Genomic DNA, 15,874 nt, shown 5'->3' with positions numbered 1-15,874 from the left:
GGTCAGCGGGTATCGGCGTCCTGCTCGCCGCGAGCGGCGGCGTCCTCCTCGTCGAGCTGCTCGCGCACCTCGGCGCGGTACCGGCCGCGCCGGACCCGTCGCAGCATGTCGAGCAGCAGGAGCACCACCGCGATCGTCAGGATCACGATCGCTCCGAAGCCCCACGGACCGGGGGTGACCGACGTGGGGTCGACCGTGATCTCGGGGATCGGAGTCGCCGCCGATGTGAGCCACAGGAGGGAGTTCATGGTTCCTCGATCTGCGCGAGAAGCGCTTAGCCTGGAAACACCAGCCTAATCCCGTCAGAACCCCCTCGGAGACCGCCACCATGACGACGCAGCTCAAGCTCGACCAGCGCTACGGTCGGACGCGCGAGAAGCGTTCCCGCCGCATCCTGATCGCCGTCGCGGGCGTCCTCGGCGCGGGCATCCTCGGACTCGTGGCGTGGACGACGGTCAGCGGGGCCATCACCTCCGTCGACACCGACGCCACCGGGTTCGAGGTGATCGACGAGCATTCCGTCGTCGTCTCGTTCCAAGTCAGCGGCGCGCGCGACAAGCCGCTCGCCTGTGCGCTCGAGGCGCAGGACACCGAGCACGGCGTGGTCGGCTGGCGCGTCGTGGAATACCCCGCGGCGGACGGCGTCTCGCGAGCTTTCACCGAGACCATCCCCACCGTCGCCCTCGCGACGAATGGTTTGGTGACCTCCTGCTGGATCCCGTAGTCTAGGCATTTCTTGTGCGCCCCGGTCGGATGCCGGGGCGTTCGCCATAGGCGGCTGTGCGCCGCGCCAGTCCAAGGAGATCACATGTCGAACGACGCTCCCGTCACCTTCCTCACGCAGGACGCCTACGACCGTCTCGTCGCGGAGCTCGAACACCTCTCGACGACGGGCCGCGAAGAGATCGCCAAGCGCATCGAGGCAGCTCGCGAGGAAGGCGACCTGAAGGAGAACGGCGGCTACCACGCCGCCAAGGACGAGCAGGGCAAGCAGGAGGCGCGCATCCGCACGCTCCAGCAGCTGCTCAAGGACGCCACCGTCGGCGAGGCCCCCGAGTCCGACGGCACGGTACTGTCAGGGACCGTCGTCACCGCGCTCGTCGCGGGCGGCGAGGAGGTCTTCCTGCTCGGCAGCCGCGAGATCGCCGCCGGCTCCGAGCTCGACGTCTACAGCGAGGCCTCACCGCTCGGCGAGGCGATCCTCGGCCTCAAGGAGGGCGACAAGACCTCCTACACCGCGCCCAACGGACGCGAGATCTCCGTCGAGATCGTCAAGGTCGAGACCTACTCGGGTCAGTGACCACTCGGCTTCGCGCCGGCGTTCGTCAATCGGCGACGACCTTCGGCGCGAAGCCGGCATCCTCGAGGATCGAGATGACCTGAGCGCGATGCTCCTCGCCCCGCGTCTCGACGCTGAGCTGGAGGATGACCTCGCTGATCTGCAGCCCCTGCCCGTGGCGGGTGTGCAGCACCTCGATCACGTTCGCCCCCGCGACCGACAACAGCTCCGAGACGCGTGCGAGCTGGCCGGGACGGTCGGGCAGCGGGATCTGCAGCGTCATGTAGCGTCCGGATGCCGCGAGTCCGTGTGACACCACCCGCTGCAGCAGCAGGGGGTCGATGTTCCCGCCGGAGAGGACCGCGACCGTCGGTCCCGACGCCGTGACCTTGCCCGCGAGGATCGCGGCGACGCCGACGGCGCCCGCCGGCTCGACGACCTGCTTCGCACGCTCGAGGAGCACCAGGAGCGCGCGGGCGATGTCGTCGTCCGAGACGGTCACGACCTCGTCGACGAGCTCGCGGATCACCGCGAACGTCTCGTCACCGGGACGCGCGACCGCGATGCCGTCGGCGATGGTCGGCGTCGTCTCGACCGCCAGCGGCATCCCCGCCGCGAGCGACGAGGGATAGGCGGCGGCGTTCTCGGCCTGAACGCCGATCACGCGCACCCGTCGCCCCTCGGCCGCCGCGCGGCCCTTCACGGCGGCCGCGACACCGGCGATGAGCCCGCCTCCCCCGATGGGAATGAGAAGCGTCTCGATGTCGGGCACCTGATCGACGACCTCGAGCCCGAGCGTCCCCTGTCCCGTGATGACGTCGGGGTGGTCGAACGGATGGATGAGCACCGCACCCGTCCGCTCCGCGAACTCCGCCGCCAGGCGGAGCGGCGTCTCGACCGTCGCTCCCTCGAGCACGACGTCCGCGCCATAGCCGCGAGTAGCGAGAAGCTTGGGGACGGGAACCCCGAGCGGCATGAAGATCGTCGCCGGGATGCCGAGCTTCTGCGCTGCGAGCGCGACGCCCTGCGCGTGGTTTCCCGCCGAGGCCGCGACCACACCGCGAGCGCGCTCCTCCGCGGTCAGCCGGGAGAGGCGGTAGGTCGCGCCGCGGATCTTGAACGACCCGGTGCGCTGCAGGTTCTCGAGCTTCAGGTGCACGGGCACGCCCAGGAGATCCGAGAGGTGCTCGGAGTACTCCATCGGCGTGCGGGTGACGACGCCGTCGAGCACGGCTGCCGCGGCGTCGAGATCGGCCGGAGTGGGTCCGGTCATGCGTTCTTCCTCCGGTCTCGGGGCACAGTGCTCCAGATCATCTCATCGGGTCGCGGCGCGACCCCGGTCTCCCACGATCGTCGCGAAATGTAGAGCACGACGACGTTGACGAATGCGGCCAGCGGCACGGCGAACAGCGCGCCCGGGATGCCCGCGATCATCGCTCCGCCGGCGACGACGATGACGACGGCGAGCGGATGGACCTTCACAGCCGACCCCATCAGCAACGGCTGCAGGATGTGCCCCTCGAGCTGCTGCACACCGAGCACGATCACGAGCATCCACAGGGCGATCCAGGGGCCGTTGTAGACGAGCGCGAGGAACACGGCGAGAGCTCCCGTGACAACGGCACCGACGAACGGGATGAACGCTCCGAGGAACACCAGCACCGCGATGGGAGCGGCCAGCGGCACGCCGAGGAACAGCGCGCCCAGGCCGATGCCCGTCGCGTCGATCGTCGCGACGAGCAGCTGCGTGCGGGCGTAGGTCACGACCGTGCGCCATCCGGTGCGACCCGCGCCGTCGACCGCGGGCCGCGCCTGACGCGGGAAGAGGCGGACGACCCAGCGCCAGATGCGACCGCCGTCAGCGAGGATGCACAGCAGGATGAACAGCACCAAGAGCGCGCCGGTAGCCACATGACCCACGGTGGATCCGATCGCGAGGGCGCCCGACCACAGCAGCGAGGCCTGCTGCTCGAGAAAGCCCCACCCCTGCTTCAACAGGCCGTCGATCTCCGTCGAGGTGAGATGGAGCGGCCCGTCGATGAGGTACTGGCGGAGCTGACCGACCGCTTCGACCGTGCGCGCCTGCACGGACGCCCACTGCCGGCTGATCTGCCAGATCGCGAGCCAGAGCAGACCCGAGATCACGGCGATCGTCGCGAGCACACTCAGCACGATCGCTGCCCAGCGCGGCACACGGTGCTCGAGCATCCAGAGCAGTCCGGGCCACAGGAGGGCGGCGATGAGGATGGCGATGAGTAGCGGGATGACGAGCAGCTTCAACTGGATGATGATCCAGATGGCCACGCCGGCGGCGGCCGCGACCACGAGCAGCCGCCACGAGTACGCCGTCGCCAGACGCAGGCCGCGAGGAATGCTCGTCGACGTCTCGGTCGCAACGGTCCGGTTGCGCAGGGCGTCGAGGAACGACCGCCCGACCTTGTCGTCGCTCATCCCGTCAGTCTAAGACTCCGGGGCGCGCCCGCCCGACCGCCCGGAGCCGTCTCAGAGCGGGTGCTCAGAACTGGACGCGGGGGGGCTCGGCGATCGCCGCCCCGTTCTCGACCTCGAAGAACTCGCGCTCGGTGAATCCGAGGCTGCGGGCGAACAGGTTGTTGGGGAACACCTTGATCTTCGTGTTCAGCTCGCGCACGCCGCCGTTGTAGAAGCGGCGAGAGGCCTGGATCTTGTCTTCGGTGTCGACGAGCGCCTGCTGCAGCTGGAGGAAGTTCTGACTGGCCTGCAGCTGGGGGTACGCCTCCGCGACCGCGAAGAGCGACTTCAGAGCCTGCTGCACGTGGCCTTCCGCCACGCCCGCCTCGGCGGGTCCGCTCGCCGACAGGATCTCCGCGCGCGCACGGGTGACGTTCTCGAACACCGCCTTCTCGTGTGCGGCATAGCCACGAACCGTGTCGATGAGGTTGGGGAGGAGGTCGGCGCGGCGCTTCAACTGCACCGTGATGTCGCTCCACGCCTCGTCGACACGGACGTTCAGCGCCACGAGCGAGTTGTACGTCGCCCACAGATAGATGCCGACGATGGCAAGCAGCGCGACGACGACGATGACCGGGATCAGCCACTCCATTGCATGTCCCCTCTCTCTGCGACCAGTCTAACCAGCGCGCCTCGGGCCGAATCCGCCGCGCGGCGGAACTCGCAGGTCTTACCCACCGGGGGCGAGTCGGGAGAGCAGCTCGGCGAGCTGCGCCTGCTCGCCGCCCGAGAGCGGCGCGAGCACCGCACGCTCGGTCTCCAGATGGTCCGGGAGCACGCGTTCGACGACGGCGCGACCGTGTGCGGTCAGCCGGACGATCTTGCCACGGCCGTCCGCGGGGTCGGGATGGCGGCTGACGTAGCCGAGGCCCTCGAGTCGGTTCAGCCGCTGTGCGACAGCACTGGAGGTGATCATGGCATCCGCGGCGAGTGCGGCCGGCGTCAGCTCATAGGGCGCCCCCTGCCGGGTCAAGGTCGCGAGGACGTCGAAGGTCGCGGCGTCGATGCCGTGGCTCGCGAAGGTCGCGGCGAGCCGCGCGTCGACGGATGCGGCGGCCCGCCCGAGTCGCCCGATGACGGCCATCGGGCTCACGTCGAGGCCGGGCTTCTCGCGAGCCCATTGTTCGAGGATCCGGTCCACGTGGTCCATGTCCGTCATCCTAGTCGCTAAGCGCTTCGCTATAGTGGCTAAGTGCTTAGCAATCGAGTCGCTCTCGTCACCCTGACCGCCATCGCCCCCGCCGTCTGGGGAACCACATACCTCACCACGACGACGTTCCTCCCGCCGGGGCATCCGCTGCTGATCGCGACGGTGCGCGCCCTGCCGGCGGGACTGATCCTGCTCCTCGCCGCTCGGCGGCTGCCCACCGGATCGTGGTGGTGGCGTTCCTGGGTTCTCGGCGCCCTGAACTTCACCGCGTTCTTCGGGTGTCTCTTCGTCGCCGCCGACCGGCTTCCCGGAGGTGTCGCCGCCGTCGTCGGCGGCATCCAGCCGCTCCTCGTGGCGGTGCTCGGGTGGCGGATGCTGTCGGAGCGCCTCACCGTCGTCACGGTCGTCGCAGGCGCCGCCGGGGTCGTCGGCGTCGGGCTCATCGTCGCGCCGGGCGGCGCCGACCTCGACCCGGTCGGCATCGCGGCGGCGCTGGGCGGGGCCGTCTCGATGGCCGTCGGGACGGTGCTGACCAAGCGCTGGGGCTCCGGTCAGCCGCCCCTCGCGATGACGGCGTGGCAGCTGGTGACCGGCGGGCTCGTGCTCGCGATGCTCACGTTTCTCGTCGAGCCGCTCCCGGACGCGCTCCCCTCGGTGAGCGAGCTGGGCGCCTACGCATACCTCACGCTCATCGGCACCGCCCTCGCCTACGTGCTGTGGTTCCGGGGCGTGCGATCGCTGCCGACGCGCCTGCCCGCCTTCGTCGGACTGCTGAGCCCCGTCGTGGCCGTGCTGCTCGGGCTGATCGTCGCGGGAGAGACCCTGAGCGCGCTGCAAGCCGTCGGCTTGGTGGCGGTGCTCGCATCGGTCACCGCCGCTGTGGCGCAGCCGCGCCCGAAAGCGACGCCCGTACCCCCGGTGGGACTCGAACCCACACTGAAGCGATTTTAAGTCGCCTGCCTCTGCCATTGGGCTACGGGGGCCCGCCCCCACGTTACCGGCCCCACACCACCCCCTCACCTGGCAGCACGCGCCCACTCACGGCCCGCGAAGGGGCGCGACCCGCCAACCCAACCCGCAGCCGGCCACACACCACCCCCTCACCGGGCAGCACACGCCCACTCACAACCCGCGAAGGGGCGCAACCTGCCAACCCAACCCGCAGCCGGCCCCTGAGCAGAAACGATGAGGCCCCCGTCACCGTGCGGTGCGGGGGCCTCATGGCAGCTGGGTGTCAGCTCGCGTTGACCTTGTTGTCCTTCTCGGCCGGGGCCACCGCTGCAGCGCCCTCGTCCTTCGCCACGCTCTTGGGGTCGATCGGCGGCTGCGGGTTCTCCGCGGCCGGCTGCGCGGGGCGGGGACGCGCGGCGAACTCCTCGAACGCGGCGCGCGGGGTGAGCGTGCCCTGGAGCGCCACGTTGTCGCGACCGAGCCAGAAGTTCATCCACCAGTCGCCGACGACGCGCCACTTGCGCTCCCACGAGGGCATCGCGAGGCCGTGGTAGCCGCGGTGCGCGACCCAGGCGAAGAAGCCCTTGATCGCGATCTTGCCCGACTGGAACACGCCGTTGCCGAGGCCGAGACCTGCGACGGCACCGAGGTTCTTGTGGAAGTACTCGCGCGGCGTCTCACCACGGAGCACCGCGACGAGGTTCTTCGCGAGCAGCTTCGCCTGACGGACCGCGTGCTGCGCGTTGGGAACGCAGTACCCGCCGACACCGCCGCCGCTCAGGTCGGGAACGGCCGAGATGTCGCCGGCGGCCCAGGCGCCCTCGACGATCTCCTCGGGCGTGCCCACGCGGAGGTCGGCGCGCGTGCGGATGCGGCCGCGCTCCTCGACAGGCAGGTCGCTGCCGCGGACGACGGTCGGGTTAGCCATCACACCGGCGGTCCAGATGATGACGTCGGTCGGGATGACCTCGCCGGTCGACAGGGCGACATTGCCGCCCTCGGCGCCCTGAACCTGCGTGTCGAGGTGCACGTTGGCACCCTTCTTCGCGAGGTCCTTCAGCACCCACTGGCTCGTCTCGAGCGAGACCTCCGGCATGATGCGGCCCATGGCCTCGATGAGGTGGAAGTGCGTGTCCTCGAAGCGCAGCTGGGGGTAGCTCTTCAGCAGCGACGACGCCATCGCACGCAGCTCGGCGAAGACCTCGATGCCCGCGAAGCCGCCGCCGACGACGACGACGGTCAGCAGACGGTCACGCTCGGGACCGGCCGGCAGGTTCGCCGCGCGGTCGAAGTTGGTGAGGATGCGGTCGCGGATCGCCATGGCCTCTTCGACCGTCTTCAGGCCGATCGCGTTGTCGGCGATGCCCGGGATCGGGAAGGTGCGCGAGACGGCGCCGGCGGTCACGACGATCTGGTCGTAACGGTGCTCCCACGGCTCGCCCTCAGCGGGCGTGATCGTGGCGACCTTGTTCGCGTGGTCGATCTTCGTGACCTTGGCGTTGACGACGTTCGTCCGCTTGAGGTGACGGCGGAGACCCACGACGACGTGGCGGCCCTCGATCTCACCGGCGGCCACCTCGGGGAGGAACGGCTGGTAGGTCATGTACGGCAGCGGGTCGACGATGGTGACCTCGGCCTCACCCTTGCGGAGGTGCTTCTCGAGCTTCCACGCAGTGTAGAAGCCGGCGTAGCCGCCACCGACGACGAGGATCTGGGGCACAGATGTGGACACGTTCGGAAGAACTCCTTGATCGGGGGCTCGGCTAGCGCGACGCGCGGGCCGATCGGATGCGCCGGACAGCAGCAGTGACGCCGAGCGCCACCAGTATAGCGGCCATGGTCGCACCCACGAGCGGGACGGTCCCGTACAGCAGCGTATTCATGCTCGGCAGCAGCGGCGAACCGGCTTCAGACGGAGGGTCCGCGGCAGGGAGCTCCGGAAGCGCGATCGGCGAGGTCGTGGGCTGCGGTGCGGGCGCCTGCTCCGCCCGGCGGTAGATGCGCACCCATTCCGCGAGATCGCCCATCGGGTTCTCCGACACGGCCGGAACGGCGGCGGTCACCGCGGCCGCGGCATCCAGCAGCCCGTACCCATAGAGCGGGTCGGGCTTCGCCGAGACGCCGGGCACCGCGCGGGCCGTCTTGATGATGCGGTTGATGACGTTGTTCGCGTCGAGCCCGGGGTGCGCCGAGCGCACCAGCGCCGCGACGCCCGCGACGATCGGGGCTGCCCCGCTGGTTCCGTCCCACACCACGATCCGGCCGTCGGCGGACACCCCGAGCAGGCCCTCACTCGGCGCCGAGATGCCGATCGTGATGCCCTGCGTCGACGCCTCCTGGCTCGCGACTCCGCCGCGGTCGACACCGCCGACGGTGAGAACACCCGGGATCGTCGCCGGCGCCCCGACGCGGTCGGTGCCGGTCCCCCGGTTGCCGGCGGCGACGACGACCACGACGTCGTGGTCGTACGCGTACTGGAACGCCGTGTCCCACGACGGGTCCCATTCGAGCAGGTTCGTCGTGAAGGAGAGGTTGATGACGTCGGCGCCCTGGTCGACGGCCCACGTCATGGCGTCGGCGACCTGCGTGGCGAACGGGATGTCGGAGGCGCCGCCGAATCCGATCGACAGCGACAGCAGCTTCGCTTCGGGTGCCACCCCGATCATCCCGGCGTCAGGACCCGTGCCGCGGGATGCCGCCAGCGAGGCGACCCAGCTGCCGTGGTCGCGGTCGTCGCCTCCTACCGGAGTGCGGCCGTCGGCGCTGCCCGAGCCCGAGAAGTCCGCTCCCGCGCTGACCGCCCCCTCGAATTCGGCCGGCCCACGTCCGATGCCGGTGTCGATGACCGCGATGGTCGTACCCGCACCGCGTGTGGTCTGCCACGCCGTGCGGATGCCGTAGTCGTCGAGCCAGTACTCCGCCTGGCGCGCCGGGTCGGTCGGAGGCGCCACCGCCCCCGCCGTCGCCGCGGTGACGACGAGCACGCCGACGACGGTCGCGCGCAGGAATCGCCCGACGCGCCGGGTCACGCGGCCACCCGGGGGTTCGCGCAGCTGCACCGCTCGGGCGACCACGTGGATCGCTCGAGCGCGAGGTCGCCGATGGGGTTGACCCCGGGCCCTGCCGCGAGGGCGTGGGCGGCGACGGCGTGCAGGCACTTGACGCGCGTCGGCATGCCCCCGGCCGAGATGCCAGCGATCTCTTCGACCTCCCCGTACGCGGCGCGGTCGGCGAGGTACTGCTCGTGGGCGCGCCGATAGGCCGCGGCGATGTCGGAGTCGTCGGCCAGCAGGTCGGAGAGCTCCCGCATGACATGGGTCGCCTCGAGCGCCGACATCGCGGCGGTGGCACCGGGGTGGGTGAGGTAGTAGAACGTCGGGAACGGCGTGCCGTCGGGCAGCCGCGGCTCGGTCGACACGACCGTCGGATTGCCGCACACGCACCGCGCCGCGATCCCCACCACGCCGCGCATCGGGCGTCCCAGCTGCTCGCGCATGACCTCGAGGTCGGCGTCGGTCGCGGGCGTCAGAGCGGGAGCAGTCACCCTGACAGGCTACCGTCCGCCGCCGGCTGACTCCTGGGGCGGCACGGCACCGGTGCTCACGGGGCGGTGGCGGCCGTACGCGCGGATCCGCTGGTCACGACCGAGCGCACGAACTGCGACATCCAGTCGGTGCGGGTACGTTCGACGTCGCTCGAGACTGCCGCCGGATCATCGGGCACCGCGGATGCCGGGAGATCGTCGTCGATGAGGTAGACGACTTCGCCGGGACGAACGTAATAGAGCCGCTCGCGCGCCTGCGTCATGATGAACGCCGGATCGCGCCACTGCTCGCGCTCGGCGGAGAGAGCGTCGACCTCGTCCTGACCGACGCGCACCGATTCCTCCAGCGCGGCGATCTGCGCGCGCTGGTCGAGGTACGTGCTGACCGACGGGACCAGCACGCAGGCCGCGAGAACGACGAGCCCGAGCATGATGAAGGCGAAGCCCGACACCCGGATGCCGCCCATCCACTCGCGGACGTCGACACGCCGCCGGGAACGAGAAGAGGGAGCCGTCGTCTTGACCACGGCTCCCCCTCTCGTCACGTTTCAGCGCAGATCAGCCCTGGAATCGCGGGAACGCAGCGCGGCCGATGAACTCCGCGGCGTCACCCAGCTCCTCCTCGATGCGCAGAAGCTGATTGTACTTCGCCACACGCTCCGAGCGCGCGGGCGCGCCGCTCTTGATCTGACCGGCGTTGACCGCCACCGACAGGTCGGCGATGGTCGTGTCCTCGGTCTCACCCGAGCGGTGCGACAGCATCGTGGTGTAGCCGGCGCGGTGCGCGACCGCGATCGCGTCGAGCGTCTCGGACAGCGTGCCGATCTGGTTGACCTTCACCAGGAGCGAGTTGGCGGCCTTGCGGCGGATGCCGTCGGCCAGACGCGCCGGGTTGGTGACGAACAGGTCGTCGCCGACCAGCTGCACCTTGTCGCCGAGCTTCTCGGTGAGGGCGGTCCAGTTGTCCCAGTCGTCCTCGGCGAGGGCGTCCTCGATCGTGACGATCGGGAAGTCGTTGACGAGCTGCACGTAGTAGTCCGTCAGCTGCTCGGCGTTCCAGTCCTTGTTGTCGAGGCGGTAGACGCCGTCGTTGAAGAACTCCGTCGCCGCAACGTCGAGACCCAGGGCGATCTCGGAGCCGGGCTTGAAACCGGCCTTCTCGATCGCCTTGACGAGGAACTCGAGGCCCTCGCGGTTGCTGGGCAGGTCGGGCGCGAAACCGCCTTCGTCGCCGAGGCCGGTGGCGTAGCCGGCGGCCTTCAGCTCGCCCTTGAGGACGTGGTAGACCTCGGTGCCCCAGCGCAGCGACTCGCTGAAGGTCTCTGCGCCGATCGGCGCGAGGAAGAACTCCTGCATGTCGATGCCGTTGTCGGCGTGCTCGCCACCGTTGATGACGTTGAACAGCGGGACGGGCAGGACGTGCGCGTTCGGTCCGCCGAGGTAGCGGAACAGCGGCAGGTCTGCGGAGTCGGCCGCGGCCTTCGCAACGGCGAGCGAGACGCCGAGGATGGCGTTCGCGCCCGTGCGCGACTTGTTCTCGGTGCCGTCGGTCTCGATGAGGATCTCGTCGATGATGCGCTGCTCGCTCGCGTCGACGCCCTCGATGGCGGGGCCGAGCTCGTCGATGACGGCCGTGACGGCCTTGAGCACGCCCTTGCCGCCGTAGCGGCTCTTGTCGCCGTCGCGGAGCTCGTACGCCTCGAACGCGCCGGTGGATGCGCCGGAGGGGACGGCCGCACGCTGGACGATGCCGTCGTCGAGGAGCACCTCCACTTCAACGGTCGGGTTGCCACGCGAATCCAGAATCTCGCGTGCGCCTACAGCCTCGATCAGTGCCACAGGGGTACTCCTTGCTTGTGGAGGGTGAGTCGTGGAGCGTCGTCGGTCCACTCTGAGTCTAGTGATGACCGGGGCCGCCGCCACCGGGCCTGCCGGGACTATGACGCGGGGTCGACCCGCAGCGCGATCGCGACGCCGTCCCAGCCCTTGAGATCGAGGGTCTGCAGCGCGGTCGCGTCGAAACGCGGATCACGGGCGAGCATCTCGAGTCCTCGCCGGGTGCCCGCCACCTGCTCGTCCTCCGTCGCGGGATCGCTGACACGTCCCGCGCGCACGACGTTGTCGACGACGACGATCGCACCGGGGCGGGTCAATCGCGCCGCGTGATCGAGGTAGATCGTGTTGGACTCCTTGTCGGCGTCGATGAAGACCAGGTCGAACTCCTCGTCGACGTCCGGGAGCACGTCGGCGCCTCGACCGACCCGCACCTCGACGCGGTCGTCGACCCCGGCCCGCGCGATGCTGGTGCGGGCGACCTCGGCGTTGCGCGGCTCCGCCTCGATCGTCAGCAGCCGCCCGTCCCCCGGCAGGGCGCGGGCCATCGCGATGGTGGAGAACCCGCCGAGCGTGCCGATCTCGAGAACTCGCCGTACGCCACCGATCCGGATGAGCAGCTGCAGGAGCTTGGCGCTGAGCGGCGAGACCTCGATCGCGGGGAGTCCCGCCGCACGCTGGTCCGCGAGAGCGGCATCCAGATCCGGATCGGGTGTCACGAGGGTGGCCGTCAGGTACGCGTCGGTGCGTCTCCATCTATCGGGAGTGGGGTCGGTCGTCATGCTCTCAGCCAACCGCACGACGTCCGCGCGCGCCAGCATCCGCGCCGCCGTCGTGTCGTCGAGGGCCGCGAACACGGCCGGGAGCAGCGCGTCGGCGGTGCGCCGGTAACCGAGGGCGCTGGGGTGGAACCGGTCGAGGGAGAACATCTCGTCCGGGCGGTCGACGAACACCGGCCCCACGGCGCGTCGGAGTGAGACGACCCGTGCACCGGCTGCCCGCGCCGCCGTCTCCTGCGCGTCGGCGAGCGCCCGCGACGCCCGCGATGCGAAGCTCCGCAGCGGCTGCGGAACCGGACGGAGGGCGCCGAGGTCGGGGCAGGTGCCGACGACGACGGCGCATCCTCGGGAGCGGAGCGCCTCGACCGCATCGGCGAGGCTGCGGGCGGCGTCGCCGGGCGGGATCCGGTGCGTCACATCGTTGCCTCCGACGACGATGACGGCGACGTCTGCGGCGGCATCGTCGCCGAGCGCTGCGATCTGGTCCGGCAGCGTCGCCGACTCCGCGCCCACGACGGCGCCCGTGCGAAGCCGCACGGGGCGGCGCGCCCGTTTCGCCAGTCCCCGGGCGAGCCGTCCGCCGAGGGTGTCCTTCCGACGCTCCGCCCCGAGCCCCGCGGCGAGCGAGTCGCCGAGCATCACCAGACGCACCGGCTCGCCGGCGTAGGAGCGGCGCCACAGCCGGTCCGCGTCGAGTGCGAGCTCGCCCAGGGGCTTGCCGATCCGCTCCCGCGCGAGCGCGGCCTGCCGGGTGAGGACGACGCGCGAGGTGAGCACGACGGCCCCGGCCGAGAGAACGGCACCGCCGACGGCAGCGGCGATGCGCACCGCAGGTGTGGTCATGGCGCCAGCACAACACCGCCGGGTGAACGAACGCGGAAGACCGTCCGACGCTCACGCGAACGGGCCCGCGGAGGGTCAGTCGGCGACGGGTGGGATGCCGAGATCCCGCACCAGGTAGATCCAGGGGAACGCCCGGCAGCCGACCTCCCAGCCGTCCTGACGCTCCCGATCCAGCGAGACCCGCCACAGGATGCGGCGATGCTCCCATTGGGTGTCGGTGCGTCGCATCCGGTGCGCGAGCATCCCGGCTCCCACGGTCCGCCACCCCTGCCGCCCCGCTGCCTCGAGTTCGGGCAGCTCGTCGAACGCGGTGACGGGCCCGAGCCATCGCTCCTCCGCCGACTCCTCCCCCGCCGACGGATCAGCTCCGAAGCGTTGCTGCGCAGCCTGACGCGACATCCCGAGCTCCGCACCGATGCGCGACCAGCTGGCTCCGCCGGCGCGCGCCGCCACGACCGACCGATGCAGAAGTGTGCGCGCCGCCCGCTCGGCCGCGGCGCTGGCGGCGATGAGCTGCACGTGCCCCTCGGCGTCGAGTCCCTCCGCCTCCTGCACCCCTGCGGCATCGAGGACGATGCGACCGATGTCGTCGCCGATGCTGTCGATGCCAGCTGGAGCGGTGCTGGCACCGCCGACGGGAGCGCTGACGCGGTGAGGGCTCACACCGACCCGGTCTCGCGAGCGGGGAGCCACGTCGGAGCCGACAGAGCGCGGCTCATCCCCGTGACGAGGCCCGAGAGGTAGGCGGCGAGCACGATCGACCCGACCCCTGTGCCCAGCACGAAGCCACCCCAGAAGCCCGAGAAGTCGAACCCGATGGCCAGGATCGCGAGGACGGATCCCGCGATGGCGGCCACGGCCGCCGCCCATCGGAACCGGATGATCTGCCGACGTGAGGTGCGCTCTTCCATGCGTCAACGCTAGGTTGACAGATGGAAGAACGTCAACCTCCCGTTGACGAGGAGTATCATCGTCAGTCGATGGAGCGCGGCTCGGCCGAGCGGACATCCTCTCCCGCGCGCAACGTGACGAACGAGGCGTAGCCGTCGGAGGCCGCGCGCTCCAGCAGCGCCTTGAGGTTCTTCGGGCGCTGCTCGAGCCGCACCCGGGAGCCGGTCTCGACCAGGTGCGACTTCGCGGCGAGGAGCTCGGGAAGCGGCACGTCACGATCGTGGACGAGCACGATGCCGGTGCGATCATCGCCCGCGGACGCGCCGAGCAGGTCGACGAGCCGTTCGAATCCCAGCGAGAAGCCCACGGCCGACACGTCCGAGCCGAGGAACCGGCCGATCATGCCGTCGTAGCGACCGCCCCCGCCGAGCGAGTACGACACCGACGGGTGCGCGAGCTCGAAGATCGTGCCGGTGTAGTAGCCCATGCCGCGCACGAGGAACGGGTCGAAGACCAGCGGCACCTCGGCCGAGCCGCCGCGCGCCGCGCGCACGGCCTCACCGATGCCGACGAGGTGAGCGATGACGTCGTCGCCCACGCCCTCGGGCAGTCGCGAGCGGATGCCGTCGGCGTCGAACCCCGCGGCATCCGCCTGCGGACGTCGAAGGAACGCCTCGAACGCATCAGCGGCGGCCGGTGTCGCGCCGCGATCGCGCAGCTCGGCGACGACGCCGTCGGCGCCGAGCTTGTCGAGCTTGTCGATCGTGATGAGCACGCCCGGGCGCTCGGCCTCGGCGAAACCGAACGTCGCGAGCATCTCGTCGAGCACGCGCCGGTCGTTGACGCGGACCGAGGCTCCGGCCAGTCCGAGCGCGTCGAGCGCGTCGAGGCTCGCCGCCATCAACTCAGCCTCCGCGCGCGGGGTCGCGTCGCCGATGATGTCGATGTCGCACTGCACGAACTGCCGGTAACGGCCCTTCTGCGGCCGCTCCGCGCGCCACACCGGCGCAATCTGGATCGCACGGAACACCGTCGGCAGCTCCGCACGGTGCGAGGCGTAGAAGCGGGCGAGCGGCACCGTCAGGTCGTAGCGGAGCCCCAGGTCCGTCAGCGCGGCCGGGTCGTCGGCCGCGGCGCGGATGCCGTCGGCGTCGAGTCCGCGCGCGAGGACGTTGTAGGCGAGCTTCTCGTTGTCGCCGCCGATGCCGGCGTGGAGACGTCCGTACTCCTCCATGACCGGCGTCTCGATCTCGTCGAAGCCGTGCGCGCGATAGCGCTCGCGGACAACGGCGAGAACGCGCTCGCGGCGGGCTTTGTCAGCGGGAAGGAAGTCGCGCATGCCGCGCGGCGGGTTCACGGTGGGCACCGTCCTATCCTTCCAGGTTCGCGGCGGAGTCACCGGCGCCCTCGGCCGCGCGGATGTCGGCGTCGAGGATGCGCAGCCGTTCGCGAAGCGCGCGTTCGGCATCCCATCCCTGGGCGCGGGCGTGCGCGACGAGGCCGAGCAACGCCTCGCCGAGCTCGGCCTCGTCGGCGGGCGGCTCCGCGGGGAGCGGCGGCGCCGCCGACAGGACAGGAGCCGATTTGGCGAGCATCTTCTGCGCGAGAGCGAGCGTCGGCATGTGGACGGACACGCCGTCGAGCACGCTCGTGCGGGTTCGCTTCTCGGCCGCCTTCGCCGCGTTCCACAGCACGAGCACCTGCTCCGGCGTCTCCGCCGTCTCGTCGCCGAAGACATGCGGATGCCGCCGCACCATCTTCTCGGTGAGGCCCCGGGCGACGTCGTCGATGTCGAAGGGGTCGGATGCCGAGCGCGACGCGATCTCGGCATGGAACAGCACCTGCCAGAGGAGGTCGCCCAGCTCTTCGCGAAGATCCGCAGCGGTACCGGCCTCGACGGCATCGACGACCTCCGCCGACTCCTCGATCAGGTACGGGACGAGGTCGCGATGGGAGATCTGCGCCGTCCACACGCATCGGTCGCGGACGGCGCGCATCGTGTCGGCGGCAGTGCGCAGCGGATCGGACATCGGGCTCCTTCGGACGGGGAGTCCCAGGGTAGTCCGGCGTAACACAGCGGGGCCGAGCGGCATGTGTACGACGACCGTGTCAAT

At 70.6% G+C, this 15,874-nt stretch carries 18 protein-coding genes, 1 tRNA gene and 1 pseudogene; 3 read left to right on the top strand and 17 right to left on the bottom strand.

The genetic code is table 11. The features are described 5' to 3' along the window. Window positions 1-2: 2 nt before the first annotated feature. Complete coding sequence (locus C3481_RS00535) at window positions 3-248, bottom strand: hypothetical protein (RefSeq protein WP_023950407.1); 246 nt, start codon at window positions 246-248, stop codon at window positions 3-5. Window positions 249-328: 80 nt separating this feature from the next. Between C3481_RS00535 and C3481_RS00530 the strand changes: the two genes are divergently transcribed. Beyond that, the gene (locus C3481_RS00530; RefSeq protein WP_071918024.1) at window positions 329-724 is read left to right on the top strand and encodes a DUF4307 domain-containing protein; all 396 of its coding nucleotides are present in this window, start codon (window positions 329-331) and stop codon (window positions 722-724) included. 84 nt (window positions 725-808) lie between these two features. Beyond that, a complete protein-coding gene (gene greA, locus C3481_RS00525) occupies window positions 809-1,300 on the top strand; it encodes a transcription elongation factor GreA (RefSeq protein ID WP_023950404.1) in 492 nt (163 codons plus the stop codon). Between the two features lie 25 nt (window positions 1,301-1,325). Here the strand turns inward: greA and ilvA are convergent, their stop codons facing one another. The 4 genes from ilvA to C3481_RS00505 all read right to left on the bottom strand — a co-directional run bounded on the left by ilvA (window position 1,326) and on the right by C3481_RS00505 (window position 4,919). Continuing rightward, on the bottom strand, window positions 1,326-2,552 hold the full coding sequence (ilvA, locus tag C3481_RS00520; protein ID WP_103840396.1) for a threonine ammonia-lyase: 1,227 nt from the start codon (window positions 2,550-2,552) through the stop codon (window positions 1,326-1,328). Further along, the gene (locus C3481_RS00515) at window positions 2,549-3,730 is read right to left on the bottom strand and encodes an AI-2E family transporter (RefSeq protein ID WP_064956485.1); all 1,182 of its coding nucleotides are present in this window, start codon (window positions 3,728-3,730) and stop codon (window positions 2,549-2,551) included. The genes ilvA and C3481_RS00515 overlap by 4 nt, the downstream gene beginning before the upstream one ends. 64 nt (window positions 3,731-3,794) lie before the next feature. Continuing rightward, the gene (locus C3481_RS00510) at window positions 3,795-4,361 is read right to left on the bottom strand and encodes a LemA family protein (protein WP_023950398.1); all 567 of its coding nucleotides are present in this window, start codon (window positions 4,359-4,361) and stop codon (window positions 3,795-3,797) included. A gap of 78 nt (window positions 4,362-4,439) precedes the next feature. Next, entirely contained in the window at window positions 4,440-4,919 is a 480-nt protein-coding gene (locus C3481_RS00505) for a MarR family winged helix-turn-helix transcriptional regulator (protein ID WP_103840394.1), read from the bottom strand. Between the two features lie 42 nt (window positions 4,920-4,961). On the opposite strand from C3481_RS00505, the gene C3481_RS00500 reads away from it, so the two are divergent. Continuing rightward, entirely contained in the window at window positions 4,962-5,870 is a 909-nt protein-coding gene (locus C3481_RS00500; protein WP_103841934.1) for an EamA family transporter, read from the top strand. Here the strand turns inward: C3481_RS00500 and C3481_RS00495 are convergent. The 12 genes and pseudogenes from C3481_RS00495 to C3481_RS00440 all read right to left on the bottom strand — a co-directional run bounded on the left by C3481_RS00495 (window position 5,830) and on the right by C3481_RS00440 (window position 15,790). Continuing rightward, window positions 5,830-5,902 (bottom strand) — tRNA-Leu (locus tag C3481_RS00495). The genes C3481_RS00500 and C3481_RS00495 overlap by 41 nt on opposite strands. 251 nt (window positions 5,903-6,153) lie before the next feature. Continuing rightward, the gene (locus C3481_RS00490; protein ID WP_036304558.1) at window positions 6,154-7,590 is read right to left on the bottom strand and encodes an NAD(P)/FAD-dependent oxidoreductase; all 1,437 of its coding nucleotides are present in this window, start codon (window positions 7,588-7,590) and stop codon (window positions 6,154-6,156) included. A gap of 43 nt (window positions 7,591-7,633) precedes the next feature. Continuing rightward, window positions 7,634-8,899, bottom strand: a complete 1,266-nt coding sequence (locus tag C3481_RS00485; protein WP_064956758.1) for a S8 family serine peptidase — start codon at window positions 8,897-8,899, stop codon at window positions 7,634-7,636. Then, entirely contained in the window at window positions 8,896-9,366 is a 471-nt protein-coding gene (locus tag C3481_RS00480) for a DUF501 domain-containing protein (protein ID WP_103841932.1), read from the bottom strand. Before C3481_RS00480 ends, C3481_RS00485 begins: the two co-directional genes overlap by 4 nt. A gap of 104 nt (window positions 9,367-9,470) precedes the next feature. After that, complete coding sequence (locus tag C3481_RS00475; protein WP_237049176.1) at window positions 9,471-9,941, bottom strand: septum formation initiator family protein; 471 nt, start codon at window positions 9,939-9,941, stop codon at window positions 9,471-9,473. A 31-nt stretch (window positions 9,942-9,972) separates the two neighbouring features. Next, a complete protein-coding gene (gene eno / locus C3481_RS00470; protein WP_023950384.1) occupies window positions 9,973-11,253 on the bottom strand; it encodes a phosphopyruvate hydratase in 1,281 nt (426 codons plus the stop codon). 98 nt (window positions 11,254-11,351) lie between these two features. After that, complete coding sequence (locus C3481_RS00465) at window positions 11,352-12,029, bottom strand: O-methyltransferase (RefSeq protein ID WP_103841931.1); 678 nt, start codon at window positions 12,027-12,029, stop codon at window positions 11,352-11,354. Window positions 12,030-12,125: 96 nt separating this feature from the next. Beyond that, window positions 12,126-12,665: pseudogene (locus C3481_RS00460) on the bottom strand (SGNH/GDSL hydrolase family protein); the annotation flags it as partial. A 279-nt stretch (window positions 12,666-12,944) separates the two neighbouring features. Continuing rightward, window positions 12,945-13,532, bottom strand: a complete 588-nt coding sequence (locus tag C3481_RS00455; protein ID WP_237049175.1) for a hypothetical protein — start codon at window positions 13,530-13,532, stop codon at window positions 12,945-12,947. Beyond that, window positions 13,529-13,780, bottom strand: a complete 252-nt coding sequence (locus C3481_RS00450) for a hypothetical protein (protein ID WP_071918021.1) — start codon at window positions 13,778-13,780, stop codon at window positions 13,529-13,531. Before C3481_RS00450 ends, C3481_RS00455 begins: the two co-directional genes overlap by 4 nt. 62 nt (window positions 13,781-13,842) lie before the next feature. Continuing rightward, on the bottom strand, window positions 13,843-15,099 hold the full coding sequence (gene hisS / locus C3481_RS00445; protein WP_219817652.1) for a histidine--tRNA ligase: 1,257 nt from the start codon (window positions 15,097-15,099) through the stop codon (window positions 13,843-13,845). A 31-nt stretch (window positions 15,100-15,130) separates the two neighbouring features. Further along, entirely contained in the window at window positions 15,131-15,790 is a 660-nt protein-coding gene (locus C3481_RS00440) for a MazG family protein (RefSeq protein WP_258038985.1), read from the bottom strand. Between the last annotated feature and the right edge of the window lie 84 nt (window positions 15,791-15,874).

It is taken from the genome of Microbacterium sp. Ru50, from assembly GCF_002920555.1.
Classification (GTDB): domain Bacteria; phylum Actinomycetota; class Actinomycetes; order Actinomycetales; family Microbacteriaceae; genus Microbacterium; species Microbacterium arborescens.
This window is presented reverse-complemented; position numbering and strand designations above follow the sequence as displayed.

Excerpts from the sequence above, each read along its gene's own strand:
- C3481_RS00535 (WP_023950407.1), bottom strand. The coding sequence starts at position 248 with ATGAACTCCCTCCTGTGGCTCACATCGGCGGCGACTCCGATCCCCGAG.
- C3481_RS00530 (WP_071918024.1), top strand. The coding sequence starts at position 329 with ATGACGACGCAGCTCAAGCTCGACCAGCGCTACGGTCGGACGCGCGAG.
- greA (WP_023950404.1), top strand. The coding sequence starts at position 809 with ATGTCGAACGACGCTCCCGTCACCTTCCTCACGCAGGACGCCTACGAC.
- ilvA (WP_103840396.1), bottom strand. The coding sequence starts at position 2,552 with ATGACCGGACCCACTCCGGCCGATCTCGACGCCGCGGCAGCCGTGCTC.
- C3481_RS00515 (WP_064956485.1), bottom strand. The coding sequence starts at position 3,730 with ATGAGCGACGACAAGGTCGGGCGGTCGTTCCTCGACGCCCTGCGCAAC.
- C3481_RS00510 (WP_023950398.1), bottom strand. The coding sequence starts at position 4,361 with ATGGAGTGGCTGATCCCGGTCATCGTCGTCGTCGCGCTGCTTGCCATC.
- C3481_RS00505 (WP_103840394.1), bottom strand. The coding sequence starts at position 4,919 with ATGGACCACGTGGACCGGATCCTCGAACAATGGGCTCGCGAGAAGCCC.
- C3481_RS00480 (WP_103841932.1), bottom strand. The coding sequence starts at position 9,366 with ATGCGCGAGCAGCTGGGACGCCCGATGCGCGGCGTGGTGGGGATCGCG.
- C3481_RS00465 (WP_103841931.1), bottom strand. The coding sequence starts at position 12,029 with ATGACGACCGACCCCACTCCCGATAGATGGAGACGCACCGACGCGTAC.
- C3481_RS00450 (WP_071918021.1), bottom strand. The coding sequence starts at position 13,780 with ATGGAAGAGCGCACCTCACGTCGGCAGATCATCCGGTTCCGATGGGCG.
- hisS (WP_219817652.1), bottom strand. The coding sequence starts at position 15,099 with ATGCGCGACTTCCTTCCCGCTGACAAAGCCCGCCGCGAGCGCGTTCTC.
- C3481_RS00440 (WP_258038985.1), bottom strand. The coding sequence starts at position 15,790 with ATGTCCGATCCGCTGCGCACTGCCGCCGACACGATGCGCGCCGTCCGC.